The organism is Flagellimonas hymeniacidonis (genome assembly GCF_008040165.1).
In the GTDB taxonomy this organism is placed as follows: domain Bacteria; phylum Bacteroidota; class Bacteroidia; order Flavobacteriales; family Flavobacteriaceae; genus Flagellimonas; species Flagellimonas hymeniacidonis.
The window spans coordinates 596,744-615,179 of record NZ_VRUR01000001.1 but is presented as its reverse complement, the minus strand read 5'-3'; the positions used below and the strand labels follow the sequence as shown (position 1 = coordinate 615,179).

The window sequence follows — 18,436 nt, the reverse complement described above, 5'->3', positions numbered from 1 at the left end:
CTACTTTTAAATCATAATATTCTTTATTATGAAAGGAATTGTTTTCACAGAGTTTCTAGAAATGGTCGAATCCTTGTATGGATTAGAGACCGTGGATTCCATATTGGAGAACTGTGATCTTCCCTCTGGCGGTGCATATACATCAGTAGGTACATATGACTTTAATGAGATGGTTAGTTTAATTGGCCAACTCGGCAAAGAAAAAAACATCTCCCAAGTAGATTTGTTATATTCCTTTGGACATCATTTGTTTGTAGGTCTGGTAGAGGCACACCCAGAGGTTGTCTCAGGATATAGAACTCCCATTGGACTTCTCAACTGTATAGAAGATCATATTCATGTACATGTAAGGAAGTTGTATCCAGATGCAGAACTCCCTCGGTTTAAAATCCTTTCAAAAACAGAAAATTCCCTAGAATTAATTTATATCTCATCTAGAGGATTGTATGCTCTGGCTCATGGACTCATCGTAAAAACTTTTGAACACTTCGGAAAGTTGGCAAAAGTGGATTATAAACTATTGAATGAAAACGGCACAGAAGTTAAGTTCGCTATCGTCCAAAATGGATAATAACGAAATCTCCATATTAAAACGAGCACTGGTTCGGGAAAAAAAAGCCCGCAAAACTGCTGAAAACCTGTTGGAAAATAAAGCCAAAGATCTTTATGACGCCTCTTTGCACTTGAAAGAAGCCAATGGTCGTTTAGAAACGATGTTGAACAACAAGGGTACTCGTATAGATAGTGCTTTTGTAAATATTATTGATCCATATGTTGTCATGGATATGATGACCAATGTGCTCAACATGAATTCCTCAGCTAAGGAGTTTTTAGGATACGATCATACCAAGGAGGATGTCTGCCTTTCCGATATAGTACACCCAGATTATGTGGAATATACCGCGGAATCTTTTCAAACCTTGCTAAAAGTAGGGATGCTTAAAAATTACTCTGCCAAGATTATTACTAAAAATGATGAAGAGAAATATGTAAATATTAATGCAAGCCTTATTTACAATGAAAGTGGTAATCCTATTGCGGCTCAAGGAGTAATTAGAGACATTACACAAGAAGTGGAAATACGTAAACTTCTGGAAAGTCAAAAAAAGCAGCAGGATATTATTGTGGAAAATTCCTCTCTGGGGATTTTACTTATAGTAAAGGATAAAATAGTAAAGGCCAATAAATCATTTATAGACCTTTTGGGGTATTCAGAAGTTGAACTAAAAAAAGTTTCTATCAATGATATTTCTTCTTTGGAAGACAGTACTTTGTACGATGACCTTCTCCAGAAAAGCCTAGAAAACGACACAAAAAAATTCTCCATAGTTCGAAAATTTCATAAGAAAAACGGAGACACTCTCTATGGAAAAACCTCAATGAGCTCGGTATTGGATTCCAAAGGAGAGATTGAATATAGCGTAGCTATGATTGAGGACATTACCCATGAAAAAATCTCAGAAGAAAAACTGAAAGCATCCGAAGAACGGTTGGCCAAATTAATCAAGAATTTACAAACCGGTATTCTGCTTGAAGATCCAAATAGGAAGATTGTACTTGCCAATAAAAAGTTTTGCGACCTATTTGGAATTTCTGTTTCTCCAGATTCCCTTAAAGGAATCAATAGTGAACAATCCACCCATAAATACAAAAGAATGTTTTTAGAGCCAGAGATGGCCCTAAATAGAATAAGCGATGTTATTGAGAAAAAAGAAGTGGTGACCGCAGATGAAATGGAACTTTTGGACGGAAGAACTTTTGAGCGTGATTACATCCCCCTTTTTAATGGGAGCGAGTACCAAGGCCATTTATGGAGCTATAGTGATGTAACCCTACGCAAGAATTATAGAAAAAACCTTGAGATTCAGAAGGAAAAATATGGAAGCATCATTGCAAACATGAATCTTGGACTTGTTGAGGTCGACGGAGATGGCAACATCTTAATGGTCAACCAAAGTTTTAGCGACATGATTGGATATACTTCCGATGAGCTAATAGGGAAAAATGTTTATGAGACCATGCCTATTATTAGTGAAGGTGAAGATGAATTAAAGCAACAAAATAAAAAGAGAGAAGAAGGAATTTCCGATTCCTATGAGGTAGCGGTGAAAATTGCCAATGGAGAAAAACGATTCTGGTTGGTAAGTGGCGCTCCAAGATTTGATGACGCAGGTAATGTTGTAGGGTCCATAGGCATTCATTTAGATATTACCGCACAAAAACATCTTGAACTGCAAAAAGAAACTCTTTTAAAAGAGTTGGAATCCAGTAATAAAGGACTTCAAGAATATGCGCATATCGTCTCACATGATTTAAAATCTCCTTTACGAAGTGTGAGTGCATTGGCCACCTGGCTATACGATGATTACAAAGATACTTTAGATGAAACCGGACTGTATAATCTAAAAATGATGCAGGAGAAAATTGAGGGAATGGATAAACTCATTACCGGAATTCTCAAGTATTCAACCGTAAATAGCGATGTTTTTGATCATACTGAAGTTGATGTAAATGAGGTAATCCAAGAAATAAAGGAAATCATCTACATTCCAGAACATGTTTCCATAAAGACCAAAAAGAAGCTACCATTAATAAAGGCGGACAAAACTAAAATCCACCAATTGTTTCAAAACTTTTTGAGCAATGCAGTAGTCAATATTGATAAAAAAGAAGGATTGGTCGAGATAGATTATAAGGAAGATGAAACGCACTGGGAATTTAGTATAAAAGACAATGGCGTTGGAATTCCCAAGGAATATCACGAGAAGATTTTTCAAATTTTTCAATCCATAGGAAACAAAGAGCGCTCTACAGGGATTGGGCTTTCCATAGTCAAGAGAATCATAGATAGATATCATGGTAAAGTTTGGTTGCAAAGCGCGATAGGAGAAGGAACAACCTTCTATTTTACATTACAAAAAGAACAAAAAAATAAAAAAGGATGAAGATAAATCAAGCAAAACGTTTTAAAGGAGGAGCCTGGGAATTTAGCCAAGAGCAACCACTAAAAGAACCTCTGGTTTTAGTATTCGGAGATCGATATTTATTAGAAAATAAAGACATTTTTGATGAGGTAAAAAACCTTTACCCTGATGGGCATATTGTTTTTGGCTCTACCTCTGGAGAAATCATGGAAACTAGTGTTTATGAAGAAAGTATCGCACTTACTGCGATAGAATTTGAGCGAACAAAGTTCAGTATCGTAAGTGAGAATGTTTCGAACCATGTGGATATTGAAAAAATGGGATTGGCCATTTCAAATAAATTCCAACAAGAAGAACTCAATCATATGTTTATTGTTTCAGATGGTAGTTTTGTGAATGGAAGTGGTCTCATAGAAGGTTTGGAATCCGCAGATGGATTTAAAGCGTCTATTACTGGAGGACTTTGTGGAGACGGTGCCCGTTTTGAAAAAACATTGACCTCCTATAATGAAAACCCAAAACAAGGAGAAGTAATTGCTATAGGGTTTTATGGTGAGGATTTGGAAGTTTCCTATGCCAACTTTGGCGGTTGGACACCCTTTGGTCCAGAACGCACTATTACCAGGTCTGAAGGAAATGTGCTTTTTGAAATTGATGGAACACCAGCTTTAGATCTTTATAAAAAATATTTAGGAGAAAAAGCTGATGAATTACCCAAAGCAGCACTTTTATATCCCCTGACCGTACAACAAAATGAGGAATCAGAAGCTCTAGTGCGTACTATTCTAAACATAGATGAAGAGGCGAGCTCCATGATTTTGGCCGGAGATGTTCCTTTAAACTCCAAGGTGCAATTGATGATGTCCACTATGGATGATATAGCCGAAGGTGCCAGCAACGCAGCTGAGTTAGCAATGCGAGATAGAAAAAATCAACCTGAATTGGCCATATTGGTGAGCTGTGTAGGACGTAAACTAGTACTAGATCAACGTACCGAAGATGAAATTGAAGAAGTAGCAGAAGTTATAGGTGGGCAGGCAAAAATTACTGGCTTTTATTCCTATGGCGAGATGGCTCCTTTTGCAGGTAAAAATGCATGCCAATTACACAATCAAACCATGACCTTAACATTATTGAGCGAATAAATGCACTCTCTGCTTAAAAGACAAATAAAGAAATTTTTACCCAAGGAATTGACCGAACATCCTGAAATGGAAAGGTTCTTCGAATCCGTTAGTAAATCATATTCAGATTTTGATGGAAAACTGAAAATGATACAAAGGGCAACGTCTTTAAGTTCGGAAGAATTGTATTTAGCCAATCAACGTTTAAACAAGGAAGCCGAAAACCAACGTAAAGTGCTAGAAGCATTGAGTAAAGCTGTCGCTTCCATGCAGCACAAAACAAGTGATCGCATCAACAACAAGGATTTCAATCCACAGAAGTTGGTGCAGGATATCGAAAAGCAAGCCCATAAACTGGTAAAAATTACAGCTGAAAAAGATATGCTGCTAAGAAATCTGGAACAGCAGAATGAATCTTTGAACAATTATGCCCATATGGTTTCCCACGATTTAAAATCCCCAATACGTAATGTTCACTCATTGGTAAGTTGGGTTTTTGAAGATGGCCGTGATGGATGTAAAGAACAAAGCAAGGAAAATGTACAGCTTATTTTTCAAAACCTTTCTAAAATGGACAGTTTGATTGATGGGATTTTAAGGCACTCAACAATAGATTCCATACAAGAAAATGCAGTGATGGTGGATGTCAATCTATTGATTGAGGAAATAGAACGTACGGTATTTATTCCCGAAAATATAACCATAAAAAGGAGTAAAAATCTACCAAAATTATATACCGGAAAATATCGAATAGAACAATTATTCAAAAATTTGATTACCAATGCAATTACCGCCACAGAGGATAAAAAAGATGGTCATATCATGATTGATGTTAAAGAAGAAAAAGATGGATGGCTATTCAGTATTACGGATAATGGAAAAGGTATTCCCAAGCATTTGCAGACCGGCATTTTTGGAATGTTCAAAAAATTGGAGAACAACTCCAGTGCCACCGGAATAGGTCTTGCACTGGTAAAGAAAATAGTGAATTATTACAAAGGGGATATCTGGCTCTCTTCTTCGGAAGGCATGGGAACCACCTTCTTTTTTACAATAAAAAATAACCCAAATGACTGAGCAACCAAACCTAGACTATATAAAGGAAATCTCTGGAGGCAATGAAGATTTTGAAAAGAAATTCTTGACCATTATTCAAACAGAATTTCCCAAAGAGAAGAGCGATTATATTGAAAATTTGGAGCGTTCCGATTTAGAAGAATCGGCAAAGATTGTTCACAAGATAAAACACAAACTTGGTATTCTGGGGCTTACTGGTGGGTACAAACTCGCTGTTAAGTACGAAGAAGATCTTAAGCATGGAGACACTAAACTCAAAGAGGAGTTTTACCAAATATTACAATCTGTTGAAGAATTTATTTTAAAAATAGCTTAAAATGAGGTGTATTATTGTAGATGATGAGGTAAGCGCACGAGCAATCGTGCTAGAACTATGTAAAACCATTCCAGATTTGGAGGTGGTGGCAGAATTTCCCAATGCACTGGAGGCACTTAAGTTTTTAAAGCACACCCAGGTTGATCTGATTTTCTTGGATATCCATATGCCCAAATTCACAGGTGTAGATTTTATTGAGACAGCCAAGGATCCCCCAAAAATTGTTCTGACCACTTCAGACAAGAACTTTGCCATTGAAGCTTATGGATATGATTTTGTTATAGACTATCTAGTAAAACCTATAACGGCAGAACGCTTTCAAACATGCAAGGCAAGATTGGAGCGCGCTTTTCAAACAAGCAAACTTGAACATGTGGAAAATAGTATAGCTCAAACGGAGGATGAAGACCTATACATCAATATTGATAGACGGTTGATAAAACTTAAATTCGGGGAGATTCAATTAATAGAGGCTCAAGGAGATTATATAGAGATCCAAACACAGCAAAAGCGATATCGTGTGCACTCAACATTGAAGAAAATAAAGGAGAAATTGCCAGAATCAAGATTCCTTCAAATTCACCGCTCATTCATCATCAATTTTACACAAATTATAGATATACAGGACAATAGCGTTTTAATAGAGCGCAATGTAATTCCAATAAGCAGATCAAATCGACCTGAGTTAATGCAACGATTGAACCTTTTATAAAAAGAAAGAAAAATATTACAATATTTATCATCTTTCACGTTAATTAGATAGACACTTTTTGAAAATGTTAGATGGATTGAGAACTCAGTAATTAAATCTTTTTAGCATATGTCATTGGAAATAAGGGAGAACCATGGAATTTTTGAAATTTTAGGAAAAGTATCTACCCAGCATATTAGTGCATTGAATTCCTACTTTGATTCCATACTGGAGAAAAATGAAAATTTTGTGGTGAGCTTGGAAAAGGTTACCATGTTGGATTCTGCAGCAGCACATTTCTTCGAAAAATTGTATCAAAAATCTGTAAAACAAAACAAGGTCATTTCATTAATTGGAAGACAAAATGAGTGCATTACAGAAATTATGAATACCACCAAAACAAACTATATCCTTAGTCCAGATTGCATTTGATAAACAAGATTTCCAAAATCATATAAAATGAATGTTACTGCCTATCAACCCTATTTTGGGGTGACTCCGAAGAACCTAAATGATTCTGACTTTAATAGGTTGACCACATATTTTGAGTTGTTGGATGCAGTACAAAAACCGGTTGTTAGCCTTGTAATACCTATATATAGAGCTAAGGAAACTTTGGTGGCACATATGATGTCATTAGCTAACCTTAAGACCATTATTCCTTATGAAGTCATTTTTGTGGAGAATAATGCGGACGATGAGAGCCTATCCATATTGAATGAATTGGGTGCAAGAGTAACAAGCCAACCCTTACAGGGAATAACATACGCAAGACAGAAAGGATTGGAAGAAGCCAAGGGGCAAATTGTATGTACCATGGATCCAGATTCTATTTATGATCCATACTACATAGATAAAATGGCTCTTCCATTTTTTGTTGACAAGGAATTGGTGCTTTGCTATTCCGTGTCAAAAAGTTATGAAGAAGATTTCCGTCTTTCCTCAAAAATGAGGTTCAGGAATACACTGAAGACTGTTTATTTTAGATGGAAGCTATCACAAAATTTCACCACAAAAATCAAACACATTAGAGCAGTTTGCATGGCAATTCGCAGAGAAACTCTTCTCCCAATTGGGTATGATGTTGACCTAAGGGCGGTTTCAGGATGTGATGATGGAATGTTGGCCATACATTTGTATAACCTTGGGAAATTTAAATACATTCCAGTTGATGTGTATACGGCCTTACCACCAAAAAGAGAACCCGGAAAGCCCTTTCCCTTCTGCAACGAAAGATTTTTACCAGCTCAAAAGACCTTGGAGGAAACATACAGAAAATTGGAATTGGTCAAACCATTGAGATAGATTTATCGGACTAATTTTTCTTATTCTTTTTTCTAAAAAAGCCAAAATTTTCTACAGTTTTATAAAAATAGATCAGAAGCCGTAACCCATGGTGCTAATCCACTCCAAATATGTCTCTAGTCCCCACTGATTGGAAGGTGGAGAGTGTAACCTCCAATATAACACAGCTTACAACATACTGCCTTGGTTTTACAACATAGAATTATTCTTAAGTAATATTTATCCTACTTTTCCATGAAGTTAAGTATTACAATTAATTAAACTAGATATTATGAAAATTTTAGTTGTTGATGACAAACAATCCTTAAGTGAACTGGTATCTCAGTTTTTAGGCCAATCTTATAATGTAACCACCATGGAAGATGGTTTGGCAGCGTTAAGTTGGATGCAAGAAGGAAATATTCCCGATTTAATCATTACGGATTTGGAAATGCCAAATATGGATGGATTTGAATTAATCCAAAAAGTGAAGGAAAGCGGTTATTTTTCAAACATTCCTATTATAGTCTTAAGCTGTAGAGATAGTAGTTCTGACCGAATTCAGTGCTTGAAATTGGGAGCGGATGACTACTTGGTAAAGCCTTTTAATCCAGAAGAACTTTTAATCCGTGTAGAAAAATTACTCATACGAGCATAACAAACATGGAAGTTATATCAGACAAAAAGCTGTGTCTTCTTTACGTGGGAACAGACCAAAAAGTAGTGGGTCAGTTTCTCAGCTGCTCGGAAAAGGTCGATTTCCAAGTAGCAAAGAATGCCTTATTGGCCATTAAATGGCTGAATGAGAATCAGCATGTGGATGCCATTTTATGTGAAAAACAGATTCCAGGCCAAACAGGTATTGAATTCCATAAAATTGTACAGGAGCGATTTGCAAATAAGAATACAATTCCATTCATTTTGGTGGCTAAAGATCGGAATAAAAACGACCTATCTGAAGCGGTGAAAAATGGTATAGATGACTTTTATGTTCAACCGCTATCCACAGCAAATATTTTAGATAGAGTTCATTTTTTAAAAGAGCTTAAAGCGAATCTGAAAAAGGAAAAAATTGTACCCCCTCAAGGAGCAATCAAAGAATATAAAATAGGGTTTTGGAAACGAAGCTTTGACCTTGCAGTAGCGGGTTTAGCTTTACTTTGTGCAGCTCCATTTTTATTGTTATTTATCATCGCTATCCGGCTAGAATCAAAAGGAAAAGTCTACTACATTTCCAAAAGGGTAGGAACAGGATACAAAATTTTTGACTTCTACAAGCTACGTTCTATGTATCCCGATGCGGATAAGCGCTTAAAAGAATTTCAGCATTTGAATCAATATGCTCATGAGGATATAGATGATTCTAACACCGAAAACACCGAATCAACAGCTAGTAAACCTCAAGGAACAGTTCTCTTTGGAGATGATACGGAGGTAGATGAAAACCTTCACAACAACATACGAAAAGAAAGTGCAAAGAGCGCTTTTGTGAAGTTCGATAACGACCCTAGAATTACTAAAGTTGGCAAGATCATTAGAAAGTTGAGCATTGATGAACTCCCACAATTAATTAATGTACTCAAAGGAGATATGTCCATTGTAGGGAATAGGCCATTGCCGCTATATGAAGCGGAAGTGTTAACCACAGATGAATGGACAGATAGATTTAATGGACCGGCAGGGATTACAGGTTTATGGCAAGTAGAGGCGAGAGGTAGAAGCTCAAAAATGTCTCCCGAAGAAAGAAAAATACTGGACATTAAATATGTAGAATATGCTAATAGTAAATATGCTTTTTTGATTGATATGTGGATTGTACTTAGAACATTCAAAGCAGTTTTTCAAAAAGAGAATGTATAATGAGAAAAAATTGGGGCATTTTATTGATTTTTTTAGTACTACAAACTGCTGCCGGTCAGTCTATCAATGATTTTATTGAAAAAGGACTGAAGGAAAATGATATCAGCAAAAAATTACCACCCATTGATACACTTATTTATATGGCCAAAGAATATTCGCCATTTATAAAAGTGACCATTTCCGAACAGCAATATAGAGATGGTGTTGTTTCTGATGAACAACGGGCCTGGTTAGAATATATAAATTTAGAAGCAGGCTATAATTATGGCATTTTCGATAATCTGAGCAACGCCCAAATTGCAGGTGATCCAGGAAGTCAGACCCTCTTTTCTACAGAGCAAAGCAGATACAATGTTGGTGTTTCACTACGATTGCCACTATCTGCCATTATTAACCGTAGAGCAAAAATAAAAAGCGCAAAAGGTGAAGCAGAAAAAGCGCGTTTCGAAACTCAAGTAGCTGAAGTTGAACTAGAGCAAAAAGTTGTTGAACTGTACAACGATTTGCTCAAGACCCATCGACTATTTTTTATATCAGGTTCCATTGTGGACAATTTTAGAGTGCAGTCCATACGGGCAGAAAAAGATTTCGCCAACGGCGTAATCAATGTGACTGAGTATACCCGTTTGCAACAAATGATGAACCAAGCAACCATGAATTTTGAGTTACAACGCTCAGAATTTATTTCTTCCGTAATGGCTTTAGAAAGCATTATTGGAGCTGATTTGAATATTTAAGAATGAAGTTTAATCTGTTATTTTTTGTTCGTCTTTTACTAAGGCATATTGGTTTGCTAATAGCAATGCCAATAATCTTGGCGTCGCTGGTATTTTTTATGACCATAGGAGAACCAAAAGTGTACAATTCCAAGGCTCGAATCTATACAGGTATCGCTACAGGCTCTAATATAGAATTGGAAAATACCAAAATTGATTTTAGGGCAACCAATACGGCTTATGACAACCTCTTAAATCTCATTAAGGCCAGAACAACTATGGAAATTGTAGGGTTAAAATTGTTTACCCAACATATGGTTTTGGACAGTGCCGACATTAAGGTGATTTCATCAAAAAAATATCAAAACTTGATGGAAGATGTTCCAGATGAGGTAAAAAAATTAGTGGTAAAAGGAGATCTAGAAAAAACCTATGAGAATTTTATAGCATTAAAAGAATCCAACCATACAAACTATATCTACCAGCTGATCAATTTAGACCACCCAGATTATAGTATTGAAAAGATTTCCGGCAAAGTAGGGATAAGAAGAATTTCCAATAGTGATTTTGTAGATATTGATTTTGAGTCTGAAGATGCCGCAATTTGTCAGAACACCTTACTGATTTTATGCGAGGTTTTTGTTCAGTTGAATGCAGACATCAAAGTAAACCAATCAGATGCAGTAGTAAAATATTTTGAAGGACAGTTGGGAAAATCAACCAAAGATTTAAGAGGGGCGGAAGATGAACTTTTAGACTTCAACAGGGCCAATAACATTATCAATTACTATGAACAGACCAAACATATAGCTGCAGAAAAAGAGGAGTTTGAAATTAAATATTTTGAAGTACAAAGAAAGTATCATGCAGCAAAAGCGGTACTTACCGTTTTAGAATCCAAGTTGAAAACCCATGAAAGAAAGCGGATTTCCAGTCAAAGCATCATGGAGCTTAGAAAGGAACTTTCAACATTGAATTTTGAAGTTTCAATGAAGACGTTGGGGATGGAAAAAGATTCCGCCAAGCATGAAAAAGACGCAAAAGAAGTCTCTAAGAAAATGCAAAGGATAGCGACACTAGAGAATAGGCTGGCATCCCATATTGATACGCTGTATACTACGGATTTTGATACCAAGAGCATTGCATCTACAAGTGTATTAACAGATTGGTTGCAGAACACCATTGAATATGAAGGATACAATGCACAATTGAAAGTAATGGAGCAAAAACGTTTAGAGTTTGAAGATTTGTATCAAGAATTTTCACCTCTGGGAGCTACCATGAAACGATTGGAAAGAAAAATAGACATCGCTGAACGAGAGTATCTGAGCTTACTGCATAGTCTTGGATTGGCCAAATTAAGGCAGCAGAATGTGGAGTTAAAATCTAACATTAAATTGACCGAGGTTCCATTTTATCCCATTAGCCCAAAGCCGAGTAAACGTATGCTTTTGGTCATTGTAGCAGGAATGGTTGGCTTTGTTTTAGTGGCTGCTACCATTTTACTTCTGGAATTGCTAGACGGAAATATAAATACTGCAAAAAGGGCGGAAGATAAAATTGAGATGAAAGTGTCTTCAATTTTCCCTATAATTAACGAAAAGAACAAAAAAATTGATTACTGCTACCTCAAAAACAAAGCTGCAAATGCCATTTCTAGAAATGTGATTCTCAATCAGTATAAGAAGGCGAAAGAAAACGTACCCGTAGTGAACATGCTTTTTTCTACCCAGGAAAATGAAGGGAAAACTTTTATCTGCAAACATTTGATCGCCAAATTATGCGAGCTGGACTACAATATTCTGCACGTTACTTATGATGAAGAAGATTTAGGATTGAAAGGGGATTGTTACCATAAAATAATCTACAAGGTGAGCGATAAGCTCTATACCATTTCAACTGTTCAAGAGTTTGATGAGGAAAATACTATTACAGATTTCAACCGATTTGACTTTGTGATTCTTGAAATCCCGAGCATTATTAAAAACCCATTTCCAGTAAAATTAGCTTCAACGATGGACTATACCTTCTTGGTTACGAGGGCAAATAGGGCATGGGGTGAAGCCGATAAAAATGCTTTGGAACTTTTTAATGAAGCTACTACAGGACCAGAGCCTAGTATTATTTTAAATGGCGTAAAAATTCTGGAAATGGAAACTGTAGTTGGCGACCTTCCTAAGAAAAGATCCTTAATCCGAACTTGGATTAAAAAAATAGTACAGTTTAAATTTTTCACCAAAGATTCCGTTGCATAATGTTGGGAAAAATTAAAAATATTGGCAAAGAAAAGAACCTCTCTTCCTTAATGGCAAACGTAAGTGTTGCCTTTTTGGGATTATTGAGTTTTATGTTATTAACAAGGCAGCTGAGCAAGGAATTATTTGGTGAATGGGTGCTGTTTATCACTTTGGCCACTTTTGTGGACCTCTTACGTTTTGGACTCACCCGTACATCTTCGGTACGTCTATTGTCTGGAGCTGATAATCAAAAGCAAAAAAATATTTTGGGTTCTACATTTAGAATCAATCTTAAGCTCTTGGGAATATTGACAGTGTTGTGTTGGGGAGCCCATGTGGCTCTGCTTATTTTCAATCTAGAGATTAACAACGGATATAGGTTGTTCTTGTTTTACTACCCATTTTTGGCGTTTTCCAATTTAAGTTGGAACAATGCCATGTCACTTTTTCAAGCAGAACAGAATTTTAAACGTATGATGGTAGTTAGGATTTCCAATGTGGGCCTCTTCTGTTTGTTCCTTTTGTTGAATCAATGGTGGTTGCACCTAGGTCTTGTTGAAATTATTTGGGTAAATATTGCAGTTAATGCTGTTTCAGGAATTTGGTGCACACTTAAAAGCTGGGATGGCTTTTTTTACTTAAGACATGCTAAAAAAACAATCCAAAAAGAACTGATCAATTTTGGCAAATACTCTATGGGAACCTTAATAAGCTCTAGCCTTTTAAAAAGCTCAGATACTTTTATTATTGGAATGAGTCCCATTTTGGGATCAGCAGGAATTGCTATGTATGCCATACCCTTAAAACTAACTGATCTCCTGGGAATACCCTTGCATAGCTTTGCTATGACCGCATATCCAAGAATGTCGAAAAAATCCATAGAAGGAGATTTAAGTGGGGTAAAGAAGATTTTTTATTCCTACGTTGGAATTATTACACTTCTATTTTTTCCGGTAGCCATGGTAAGTTTTGTTTTTGCAGAATACCTGGTCCTTTTCTTAGGGGGTAATGAATACTTGGACTCACTTCCATTACTAACATTAATCTTTAGGGTATTCACGGTTTATATCATGTTATTGCCCATTGATCGTTTTACAGGGGTATTGTTGGATAGCATTAATAGGCCAAAACTCAACCTTTATAAAGTGTTGGTGATGACCTCGGCAAATATTATTCTTAATGTATTGGCAGTATTTGTGTTCCAAAGCTTGGTGGCTGTTGCTGTAGGTACCGTATTATTTACATTGATGGGGATTTTCCTTGGATTCTATTTTCTTAAAAAAGAAATCCAAATTCAAAGCAAACAGATAGTTTTAGAAAGTGTTCTTTTTCTTAAAAACCTTAAAACACATTTGGGCTAATGAATCCTTTTGAAAGTACTCATGGATCAGATTATTTAAAAAAGCCGCTTCCCATTTTGGTGCTTTTATCGGTGGTGCTGACAACAGCACATCTTACCGCCACCAAAGGCTTGGTTGCTGGTATAGGTATTATGGTGATTCCTTTTGCCATTATTTACTTGGGAGCACTTTTTGTAAACCCTAGAATTGGGGTGATTACGGTACTAATTTTCAATTTTTTTGTATTGGGTATAGGAAGATATATTCCAATGACCTGGGGATTGCTTATGGATGGAATAATGGTATTGATGTACCTGGCGTTATTTTTTAAAGCGTTTCGAATTAAAGTTCCTTGGAACAGGGCGGCTTCACAGCTTACTATTTTGTCTTCCGTATGGTTTGGCTATGCCATATTTCAAATTGTAAACCCAGAAGCGGTAAGCATTGCGGCTTGGTTCTACGCCATGAGGGGATTGTCTCTTTATATGTGGCTATTTATTCCCTTGGTATTTATTCTGTTCAACAAGCCAAAAGACCTTAGATTGTTCTTTGTTATTTGGGGAGTATTGTCATTATTGGCTACCGCAAAAGGAATGCAACAATTAATTTTTGGTGTAGACCCTTTTGAACAAGCATGGTTGGATGCTGGAGGAGATGTGACCCATATACTGTTTGGAAAACTTAGAATATTCTCCTTTTATTCAGATGCTGGGCAATTTGGTGCCGCCCAAGGTCATGCGGGAGTGGTTTTTGGAGTATTGGCACTTTTTGCAAAGAATAGAAAATTTCAGATTTTTTGCGCTATTGTCTGTTTAGCAGGGCTTTTAGGAATGATGATTTCTGGAACCCGTGGAGCAATTGCCGTACCTGCAGCAGGCGGGATGATGTTTATAATCATTAGAAAACATATGCCAAGTATTATACTGGGTGTCCTTGCCGGAATCAGTATTTTCGTTTTTTTCAAGTATACCACCATAGGCAATGATAACGATCAGATACGAAGAATGCGAACTGCTTTTGATCCTAACGATGCTTCTTTGCAAGTACGATTTGAAAATCAAGCCAAATTAAAAGGATACCTGGCTTCCAGGCCATTTGGCGGCGGCATCGGTTCTACCGGAAACTGGGGGAAGCGTTTTTCACCCAATACCTTTTTGGCTAATACGGCAACGGACAGCTGGTTTGTTGCTGTTTGGGCAGATACTGGAATCGTTGGTCTATACCTTCATTTGTTCATTCTCTTTTTTGTGCTGATTACCGGGGCATATAATGTTATGTATAAAATACGGGATGGCTGGCTAAAAGGACAAATTGCAGCTCTGGTATGCGGTATGTTCGGTATTATGGCCGCTTCTTACGGAAATGGAATATTCGGGCAATTTCCAACATGTATATTGATGTATGCCGGAATGGTATTCATGTTTATCGCTCCAAAATTGGACAAAAAAATAATGGAAGAAAAAGAGGCGAAACTACAGTTAGAAATCGCTTCCTAAACAATATCACAAACCAACTATGAAATCACTTGTATCGATAATAACAATTAATTACAACGAATCGGAAGTTACTTTAGATTTATTGGAATCGATAAGAAAGTTGTCCTATCCCAATTATGAAATAATTGTTGTGGACAATGCTTCCCCTAATGACAATCCAGAGATCATAAAAGAGAAATATCCTGAGGTTGTTCTCATAAAAAGCGAGGAAAATTTGGGCTTTGCCGGAGGTAATAATTTAGGAGTAAAACAGGCTAAAGGAGATTACCTGCTTTTTATAAATAATGACACTATAGTTCCTCAAGATTTTATAGAACCACTTGTAGAAACACTGCAAAAAGATAAAACCATTGGTATGGTGAGCCCAAAAATTAAATTTCATTGGGACCCCACCTTAATACAATATGCCGGATATACGCCCATGAGCCATTGGACCATACGAAACAACAGTATAGGGTATCATCAAAAAGATGATGGTGACTTTGACAGGGCGGGTGAAACACAATCCATTCATGGAGCAGCGATGATGGTCCCGAAAAGTGTGGTGGATAACGTTGGAATGATGACCGAAATCTATTTTTTGTATTACGAAGAGCATGATTGGGCAGAAATGATAAAACGGGCAGGATACAAAATTTACTACCAACCAAAATCCTATATTCTTCATAAAGAATCTGTCTCCACAGGAAAGTTTAGTCCTTTAAAAACCTATTACATTTCAAGAAACAGGATTCTCTTTGCAAGAAGAAACTTTAAGCCATTTCAACTGTTTATAAGTTTATTGTTTCAAAGCTTTGTGTCCATACCAAAAAATACTTTAATGTTTATAGCAAAAAGAGAGTTTGAACACTTAAAGGCATTTTGGCGTGCCATTTCTTGGAATTTAACACATAAGGCAACACTCAATACGCCGGAAACTGTCTAAAAATTTCCCAAGTATAAACTCAAACATACCATTCGTCAAAATAATGCATGGACCAAATCCGTAGCCACTACTTTTAGTGCTTAATCAGAACTTTTTTGATATGGCTAGGAAGAAAGGGGTTAAATCTATTTTGATCATTATCGGATTTATTATTGCAAGTTCTATTCTTTTGCCAATGCTTTTGGAATCTGATAGCGCTGTTGTGAACCTGGTTCTGAAAAAAAAAGGAAAAGTCTATGTGTTTTCAAAAATGGGGACATTTTTAGCTCAAAATAGTTTGAAAAAAAATGAGAGTCCAAGTGTGGTTTCCTTTATGCAGGTTTTTGAAGGTGATGGCACCATTTATGCCACTCCTCATAGTATAGGAGACTTTGTCAATCTGTTGTGTGGAAATTATGTGATACACGAACATAAGGAGAATAACCAGGATGGCTACGTCACGGTGGGAAAAACAAATTGCCTTTCAAATGGCATTAAAAACCAAAATGGCGAGAATATTGGTGAGCAGATTAGGATAAATACGTTGGAATTGGAGAATACCAATACAGGAGAGTCATTCGAAATCAGTTGGGAACAAAATGTTAAAACCTACGAATCTAGGGCGCTGAAAAATTGTGAGGACAAATCTTTTATGATTAGTACTCAGGTTTATGAAGGTAAATCGGTTATGTCCTCAAAGAAACTTATTATGGTAGATTTAGGAGAAATCGTAAAATTTTATGGAAATAAGGCAAACCTTGAGCTTAATGAGGATGAACAACTTCTACATATCGAATTCGATTAGCAATGGCACTTAAAAGAAGATACAGCTTGTATTTTAACGCTGGCTAAGCAGCACTCATAAAGGTTTGCCCTGTATTGACAACACGAATACAGCACTTTACAACAAATACTTTTCTTAATTAAAATGTAGGATAATATTTACAAAAATATTGATCCTACTACAATGTTTAGGGCTTTAAAAATTGTAGTTCTTCTTTTGTTTATACAGTTTGTAATCGAAAGTCACTTGGGCCAATTCGGGCGGGACAATAGACTTGGATTGGTATGTAATAAATAATAGAAAAAATCAACCTTTAATACACTTTAAATTATGAATATAACAGTAATAGGCACAGGCTATGTAGGCTTGGTAACAGGTACATGCTTCGCAGAAACAGGGATTAATGTGGTTTGCGTGGATATTGATGAGAAAAAAATTGAAAAACTCCGTAATGGTGAAGTTCCCATCTATGAACCAGGTCTGGATGTACTTTTAGAACGCAATATAGATAAAGGAAGAATCTCCTTTACAACTAGTTTGGAAAAAGGAATTAAAAGTAGTGATGCTATTTTCATCGCAGTGGGCACTCCACCAGATGAAGACGGTAGTGCAGATTTAAAATATGTGTTGGGTGTTGCGAGAGAAATAGGCCAACACATGGAGGATTACAAAGTAATCATTACCAAAAGTACTGTTCCCGTAGGGACCTCTTACAAAGTAAAAGCAGCTGTTGAAGAAGAATTGGCAAGCAGAAATGTTCGCATTCCTTTTGATGTTGCTTCAAACCCAGAGTTTTTAAAAGAAGGAAGTGCCGTTGATGATTTCTTAAAGCCAGACCGTATAGTTGTTGGTATAGAAAGCAAGCGCGCTGAAAAGGTGATGAAAAGGCTTTACAAGCCTTTCTTAATGAACGGACATCCACTTTTATTTATGGATATATTCTCTTCAGAGATGACAAAATATGCCGCAAACTCAATGCTGGCAACTAAAATTAGTTTTATGAACGACATTGCCAACCTCTGCGAATTGGTTGGGGCCAATGTGGATTTAGTTAGAAAAGGTATTGGTTCTGATTCCAGAATTGGGAACAAGTTTATTTACCCTGGCACAGGATACGGAGGCAGTTGTTTTCCAAAAGACGTACAGGCCTTGGTACGAACAGCTGATGAATACGGCCACTCATTAGAAGTATTGAAAGCAGTAGAAAGTGTTAACTATAGACAGAAATCTGTTTTAGTTGAAAAAATCAAGAGCCATTTTGGAAAGAACCTTAAAGGCAAACAATTCGGACTTTGGGGATTGGCATTCAAACCAAAAACAGATGACATGCGAGAAGCACCATCATTGGTGATCATTGAGCAATTGAAAGGACTTGGCGCCACGGTAAGGGCTTATGATCCTGTTGCTATGGAAGAAACCAAGCGAATTTTAGGGGATAAGATTGAATATGCAAAAGATGAGTATGATGCTATTATAGATGCAGATGCCTTGATTGTGGTTACGGAATGGTCAGAGTTTCGAATGCCCAATTTTAGAATTCTTGAAAAATTGATGAACAACAAAACCATTTTTGATGGACGTAATATTTATGATCCAGAGGAAATGAGTGAACAAGGATTTACCTACTACAGCATAGGTAGAGATGTTGTTAAAAATACTGAAGTGGAAACCGCTAACATTTAA

At 36.5% G+C, this 18,436-nt stretch carries 17 protein-coding genes; all 17 read left to right on the top strand.

Annotated elements, in window-relative coordinates:
- Positions 1 to 28 precede the first annotated feature (28 nt).
- The 17 genes from FVB32_RS02710 to FVB32_RS02630 all read left to right on the top strand — a co-directional run bounded on the left by FVB32_RS02710 (position 29) and on the right by FVB32_RS02630 (position 18,436).
- The gene (locus FVB32_RS02710; RefSeq protein WP_147741047.1) at positions 29 to 571 is read left to right on the top strand and encodes a heme NO-binding domain-containing protein; all 543 of its coding nucleotides are present in this window, start codon (positions 29 to 31) and stop codon (positions 569 to 571) included.
- Positions 525 to 2,945, top strand: a complete 2,421-nt coding sequence (locus FVB32_RS02705) for a PAS domain-containing sensor histidine kinase (RefSeq protein WP_246139817.1) — start codon at positions 525 to 527, stop codon at positions 2,943 to 2,945. Before FVB32_RS02710 ends, FVB32_RS02705 begins: the two co-directional genes overlap by 47 nt.
- The gene (locus FVB32_RS02700; RefSeq protein WP_147741046.1) at positions 2,942 to 4,069 is read left to right on the top strand and encodes an FIST signal transduction protein; all 1,128 of its coding nucleotides are present in this window, start codon (positions 2,942 to 2,944) and stop codon (positions 4,067 to 4,069) included. The genes FVB32_RS02705 and FVB32_RS02700 overlap by 4 nt, the downstream gene beginning before the upstream one ends.
- 66 nt (positions 4,070 to 4,135) lie before the next feature.
- The gene (locus tag FVB32_RS02695) at positions 4,136 to 5,125 is read left to right on the top strand and encodes a sensor histidine kinase (protein ID WP_246139816.1); all 990 of its coding nucleotides are present in this window, start codon (positions 4,136 to 4,138) and stop codon (positions 5,123 to 5,125) included.
- Entirely contained in the window at positions 5,118 to 5,441 is a 324-nt protein-coding gene (locus tag FVB32_RS02690; protein WP_147741044.1) for an Hpt domain-containing protein, read from the top strand. The genes FVB32_RS02695 and FVB32_RS02690 overlap by 8 nt, the downstream gene beginning before the upstream one ends.
- Position 5,442: 1 nt before the next feature.
- On the top strand, positions 5,443 to 6,153 hold the full coding sequence (locus FVB32_RS02685) for a LytR/AlgR family response regulator transcription factor (RefSeq protein WP_147741043.1): 711 nt from the start codon (positions 5,443 to 5,445) through the stop codon (positions 6,151 to 6,153).
- A 108-nt stretch (positions 6,154 to 6,261) separates the two neighbouring features.
- Positions 6,262 to 6,564 carry an STAS domain-containing protein gene (locus tag FVB32_RS02680; protein ID WP_147741042.1) on the top strand — a complete coding sequence of 101 codons (303 nt, stop codon included), beginning with the start codon at positions 6,262 to 6,264 and terminating at the stop codon, positions 6,562 to 6,564.
- A gap of 27 nt (positions 6,565 to 6,591) precedes the next feature.
- Complete coding sequence (locus FVB32_RS02675; protein WP_147741041.1) at positions 6,592 to 7,437, top strand: glycosyltransferase family 2 protein; 846 nt, start codon at positions 6,592 to 6,594, stop codon at positions 7,435 to 7,437.
- Positions 7,438 to 7,708: 271 nt separating this feature from the next.
- Positions 7,709 to 8,074, top strand: coding sequence for a response regulator transcription factor (locus FVB32_RS02670; protein ID WP_187269479.1), 366 nt, complete (start codon positions 7,709 to 7,711; stop codon positions 8,072 to 8,074).
- A 5-nt stretch (positions 8,075 to 8,079) separates the two neighbouring features.
- Complete coding sequence (locus FVB32_RS02665) at positions 8,080 to 9,276, top strand: sugar transferase (RefSeq protein WP_147741039.1); 1,197 nt, start codon at positions 8,080 to 8,082, stop codon at positions 9,274 to 9,276.
- Positions 9,276 to 10,013, top strand: coding sequence for a TolC family protein (locus FVB32_RS02660; RefSeq protein ID WP_147741038.1), 738 nt, complete (start codon positions 9,276 to 9,278; stop codon positions 10,011 to 10,013). Before FVB32_RS02665 ends, FVB32_RS02660 begins: the two co-directional genes overlap by 1 nt.
- A 2-nt stretch (positions 10,014 to 10,015) precedes the next feature.
- Positions 10,016 to 12,247 (top strand): GumC family protein, encoded by a 2,232-nt coding sequence (locus FVB32_RS02655; RefSeq protein ID WP_147741037.1) that lies wholly within the window; start codon positions 10,016 to 10,018, stop codon positions 12,245 to 12,247.
- Positions 12,247 to 13,590: an oligosaccharide flippase family protein gene (locus FVB32_RS02650; protein ID WP_147741036.1), complete on the top strand. Its 1,344-nt coding sequence runs from the start codon at positions 12,247 to 12,249 to the stop codon at positions 13,588 to 13,590. Before FVB32_RS02655 ends, FVB32_RS02650 begins: the two co-directional genes overlap by 1 nt.
- Positions 13,590 to 15,065, top strand: coding sequence for an O-antigen ligase family protein (locus tag FVB32_RS02645; RefSeq protein WP_147741035.1), 1,476 nt, complete (start codon positions 13,590 to 13,592; stop codon positions 15,063 to 15,065). The genes FVB32_RS02650 and FVB32_RS02645 overlap by 1 nt, the downstream gene beginning before the upstream one ends.
- Before the next feature lie 19 nt (positions 15,066 to 15,084).
- Complete coding sequence (locus FVB32_RS02640) at positions 15,085 to 15,990, top strand: glycosyltransferase family 2 protein (RefSeq protein ID WP_147741034.1); 906 nt, start codon at positions 15,085 to 15,087, stop codon at positions 15,988 to 15,990.
- Positions 15,991 to 16,090: 100 nt separating this feature from the next.
- Entirely contained in the window at positions 16,091 to 16,774 is a 684-nt protein-coding gene (locus FVB32_RS02635; RefSeq protein ID WP_147741033.1) for a hypothetical protein, read from the top strand.
- A gap of 309 nt (positions 16,775 to 17,083) precedes the next feature.
- Positions 17,084 to 18,436, top strand: coding sequence for a UDP-glucose dehydrogenase family protein (locus FVB32_RS02630; protein WP_147741032.1), 1,353 nt, complete (start codon positions 17,084 to 17,086; stop codon positions 18,434 to 18,436).

What these genes read in the sequence shown, in the direction of transcription:
- FVB32_RS02710 (WP_147741047.1), top strand. Translation starts at nt 29, where the DNA reads ATGAAAGGAATTGTTTTCACAGAGTTTCTAGAAATGGTCGAATCCTTG.
- FVB32_RS02705 (WP_246139817.1), top strand. Translation starts at nt 525, where the DNA reads ATGAAAACGGCACAGAAGTTAAGTTCGCTATCGTCCAAAATGGATAAT.
- FVB32_RS02700 (WP_147741046.1), top strand. Translation starts at nt 2,942, where the DNA reads ATGAAGATAAATCAAGCAAAACGTTTTAAAGGAGGAGCCTGGGAATTT.
- FVB32_RS02695 (WP_246139816.1), top strand. Translation starts at nt 4,136, where the DNA reads ATGGAAAGGTTCTTCGAATCCGTTAGTAAATCATATTCAGATTTTGAT.
- FVB32_RS02690 (WP_147741044.1), top strand. Translation starts at nt 5,118, where the DNA reads ATGACTGAGCAACCAAACCTAGACTATATAAAGGAAATCTCTGGAGGC.
- FVB32_RS02685 (WP_147741043.1), top strand. Translation starts at nt 5,443, where the DNA reads ATGAGGTGTATTATTGTAGATGATGAGGTAAGCGCACGAGCAATCGTG.
- FVB32_RS02680 (WP_147741042.1), top strand. Translation starts at nt 6,262, where the DNA reads ATGTCATTGGAAATAAGGGAGAACCATGGAATTTTTGAAATTTTAGGA.
- FVB32_RS02675 (WP_147741041.1), top strand. Translation starts at nt 6,592, where the DNA reads ATGAATGTTACTGCCTATCAACCCTATTTTGGGGTGACTCCGAAGAAC.
- FVB32_RS02670 (WP_187269479.1), top strand. Translation starts at nt 7,709, where the DNA reads ATGAAAATTTTAGTTGTTGATGACAAACAATCCTTAAGTGAACTGGTA.
- FVB32_RS02665 (WP_147741039.1), top strand. Translation starts at nt 8,080, where the DNA reads ATGGAAGTTATATCAGACAAAAAGCTGTGTCTTCTTTACGTGGGAACA.
- FVB32_RS02660 (WP_147741038.1), top strand. Translation starts at nt 9,276, where the DNA reads ATGAGAAAAAATTGGGGCATTTTATTGATTTTTTTAGTACTACAAACT.
- FVB32_RS02655 (WP_147741037.1), top strand. Translation starts at nt 10,016, where the DNA reads ATGAAGTTTAATCTGTTATTTTTTGTTCGTCTTTTACTAAGGCATATT.
- FVB32_RS02650 (WP_147741036.1), top strand. Translation starts at nt 12,247, where the DNA reads ATGTTGGGAAAAATTAAAAATATTGGCAAAGAAAAGAACCTCTCTTCC.
- FVB32_RS02645 (WP_147741035.1), top strand. Translation starts at nt 13,590, where the DNA reads ATGAATCCTTTTGAAAGTACTCATGGATCAGATTATTTAAAAAAGCCG.
- FVB32_RS02640 (WP_147741034.1), top strand. Translation starts at nt 15,085, where the DNA reads ATGAAATCACTTGTATCGATAATAACAATTAATTACAACGAATCGGAA.
- FVB32_RS02635 (WP_147741033.1), top strand. Translation starts at nt 16,091, where the DNA reads ATGGCTAGGAAGAAAGGGGTTAAATCTATTTTGATCATTATCGGATTT.
- FVB32_RS02630 (WP_147741032.1), top strand. Translation starts at nt 17,084, where the DNA reads ATGAATATAACAGTAATAGGCACAGGCTATGTAGGCTTGGTAACAGGT.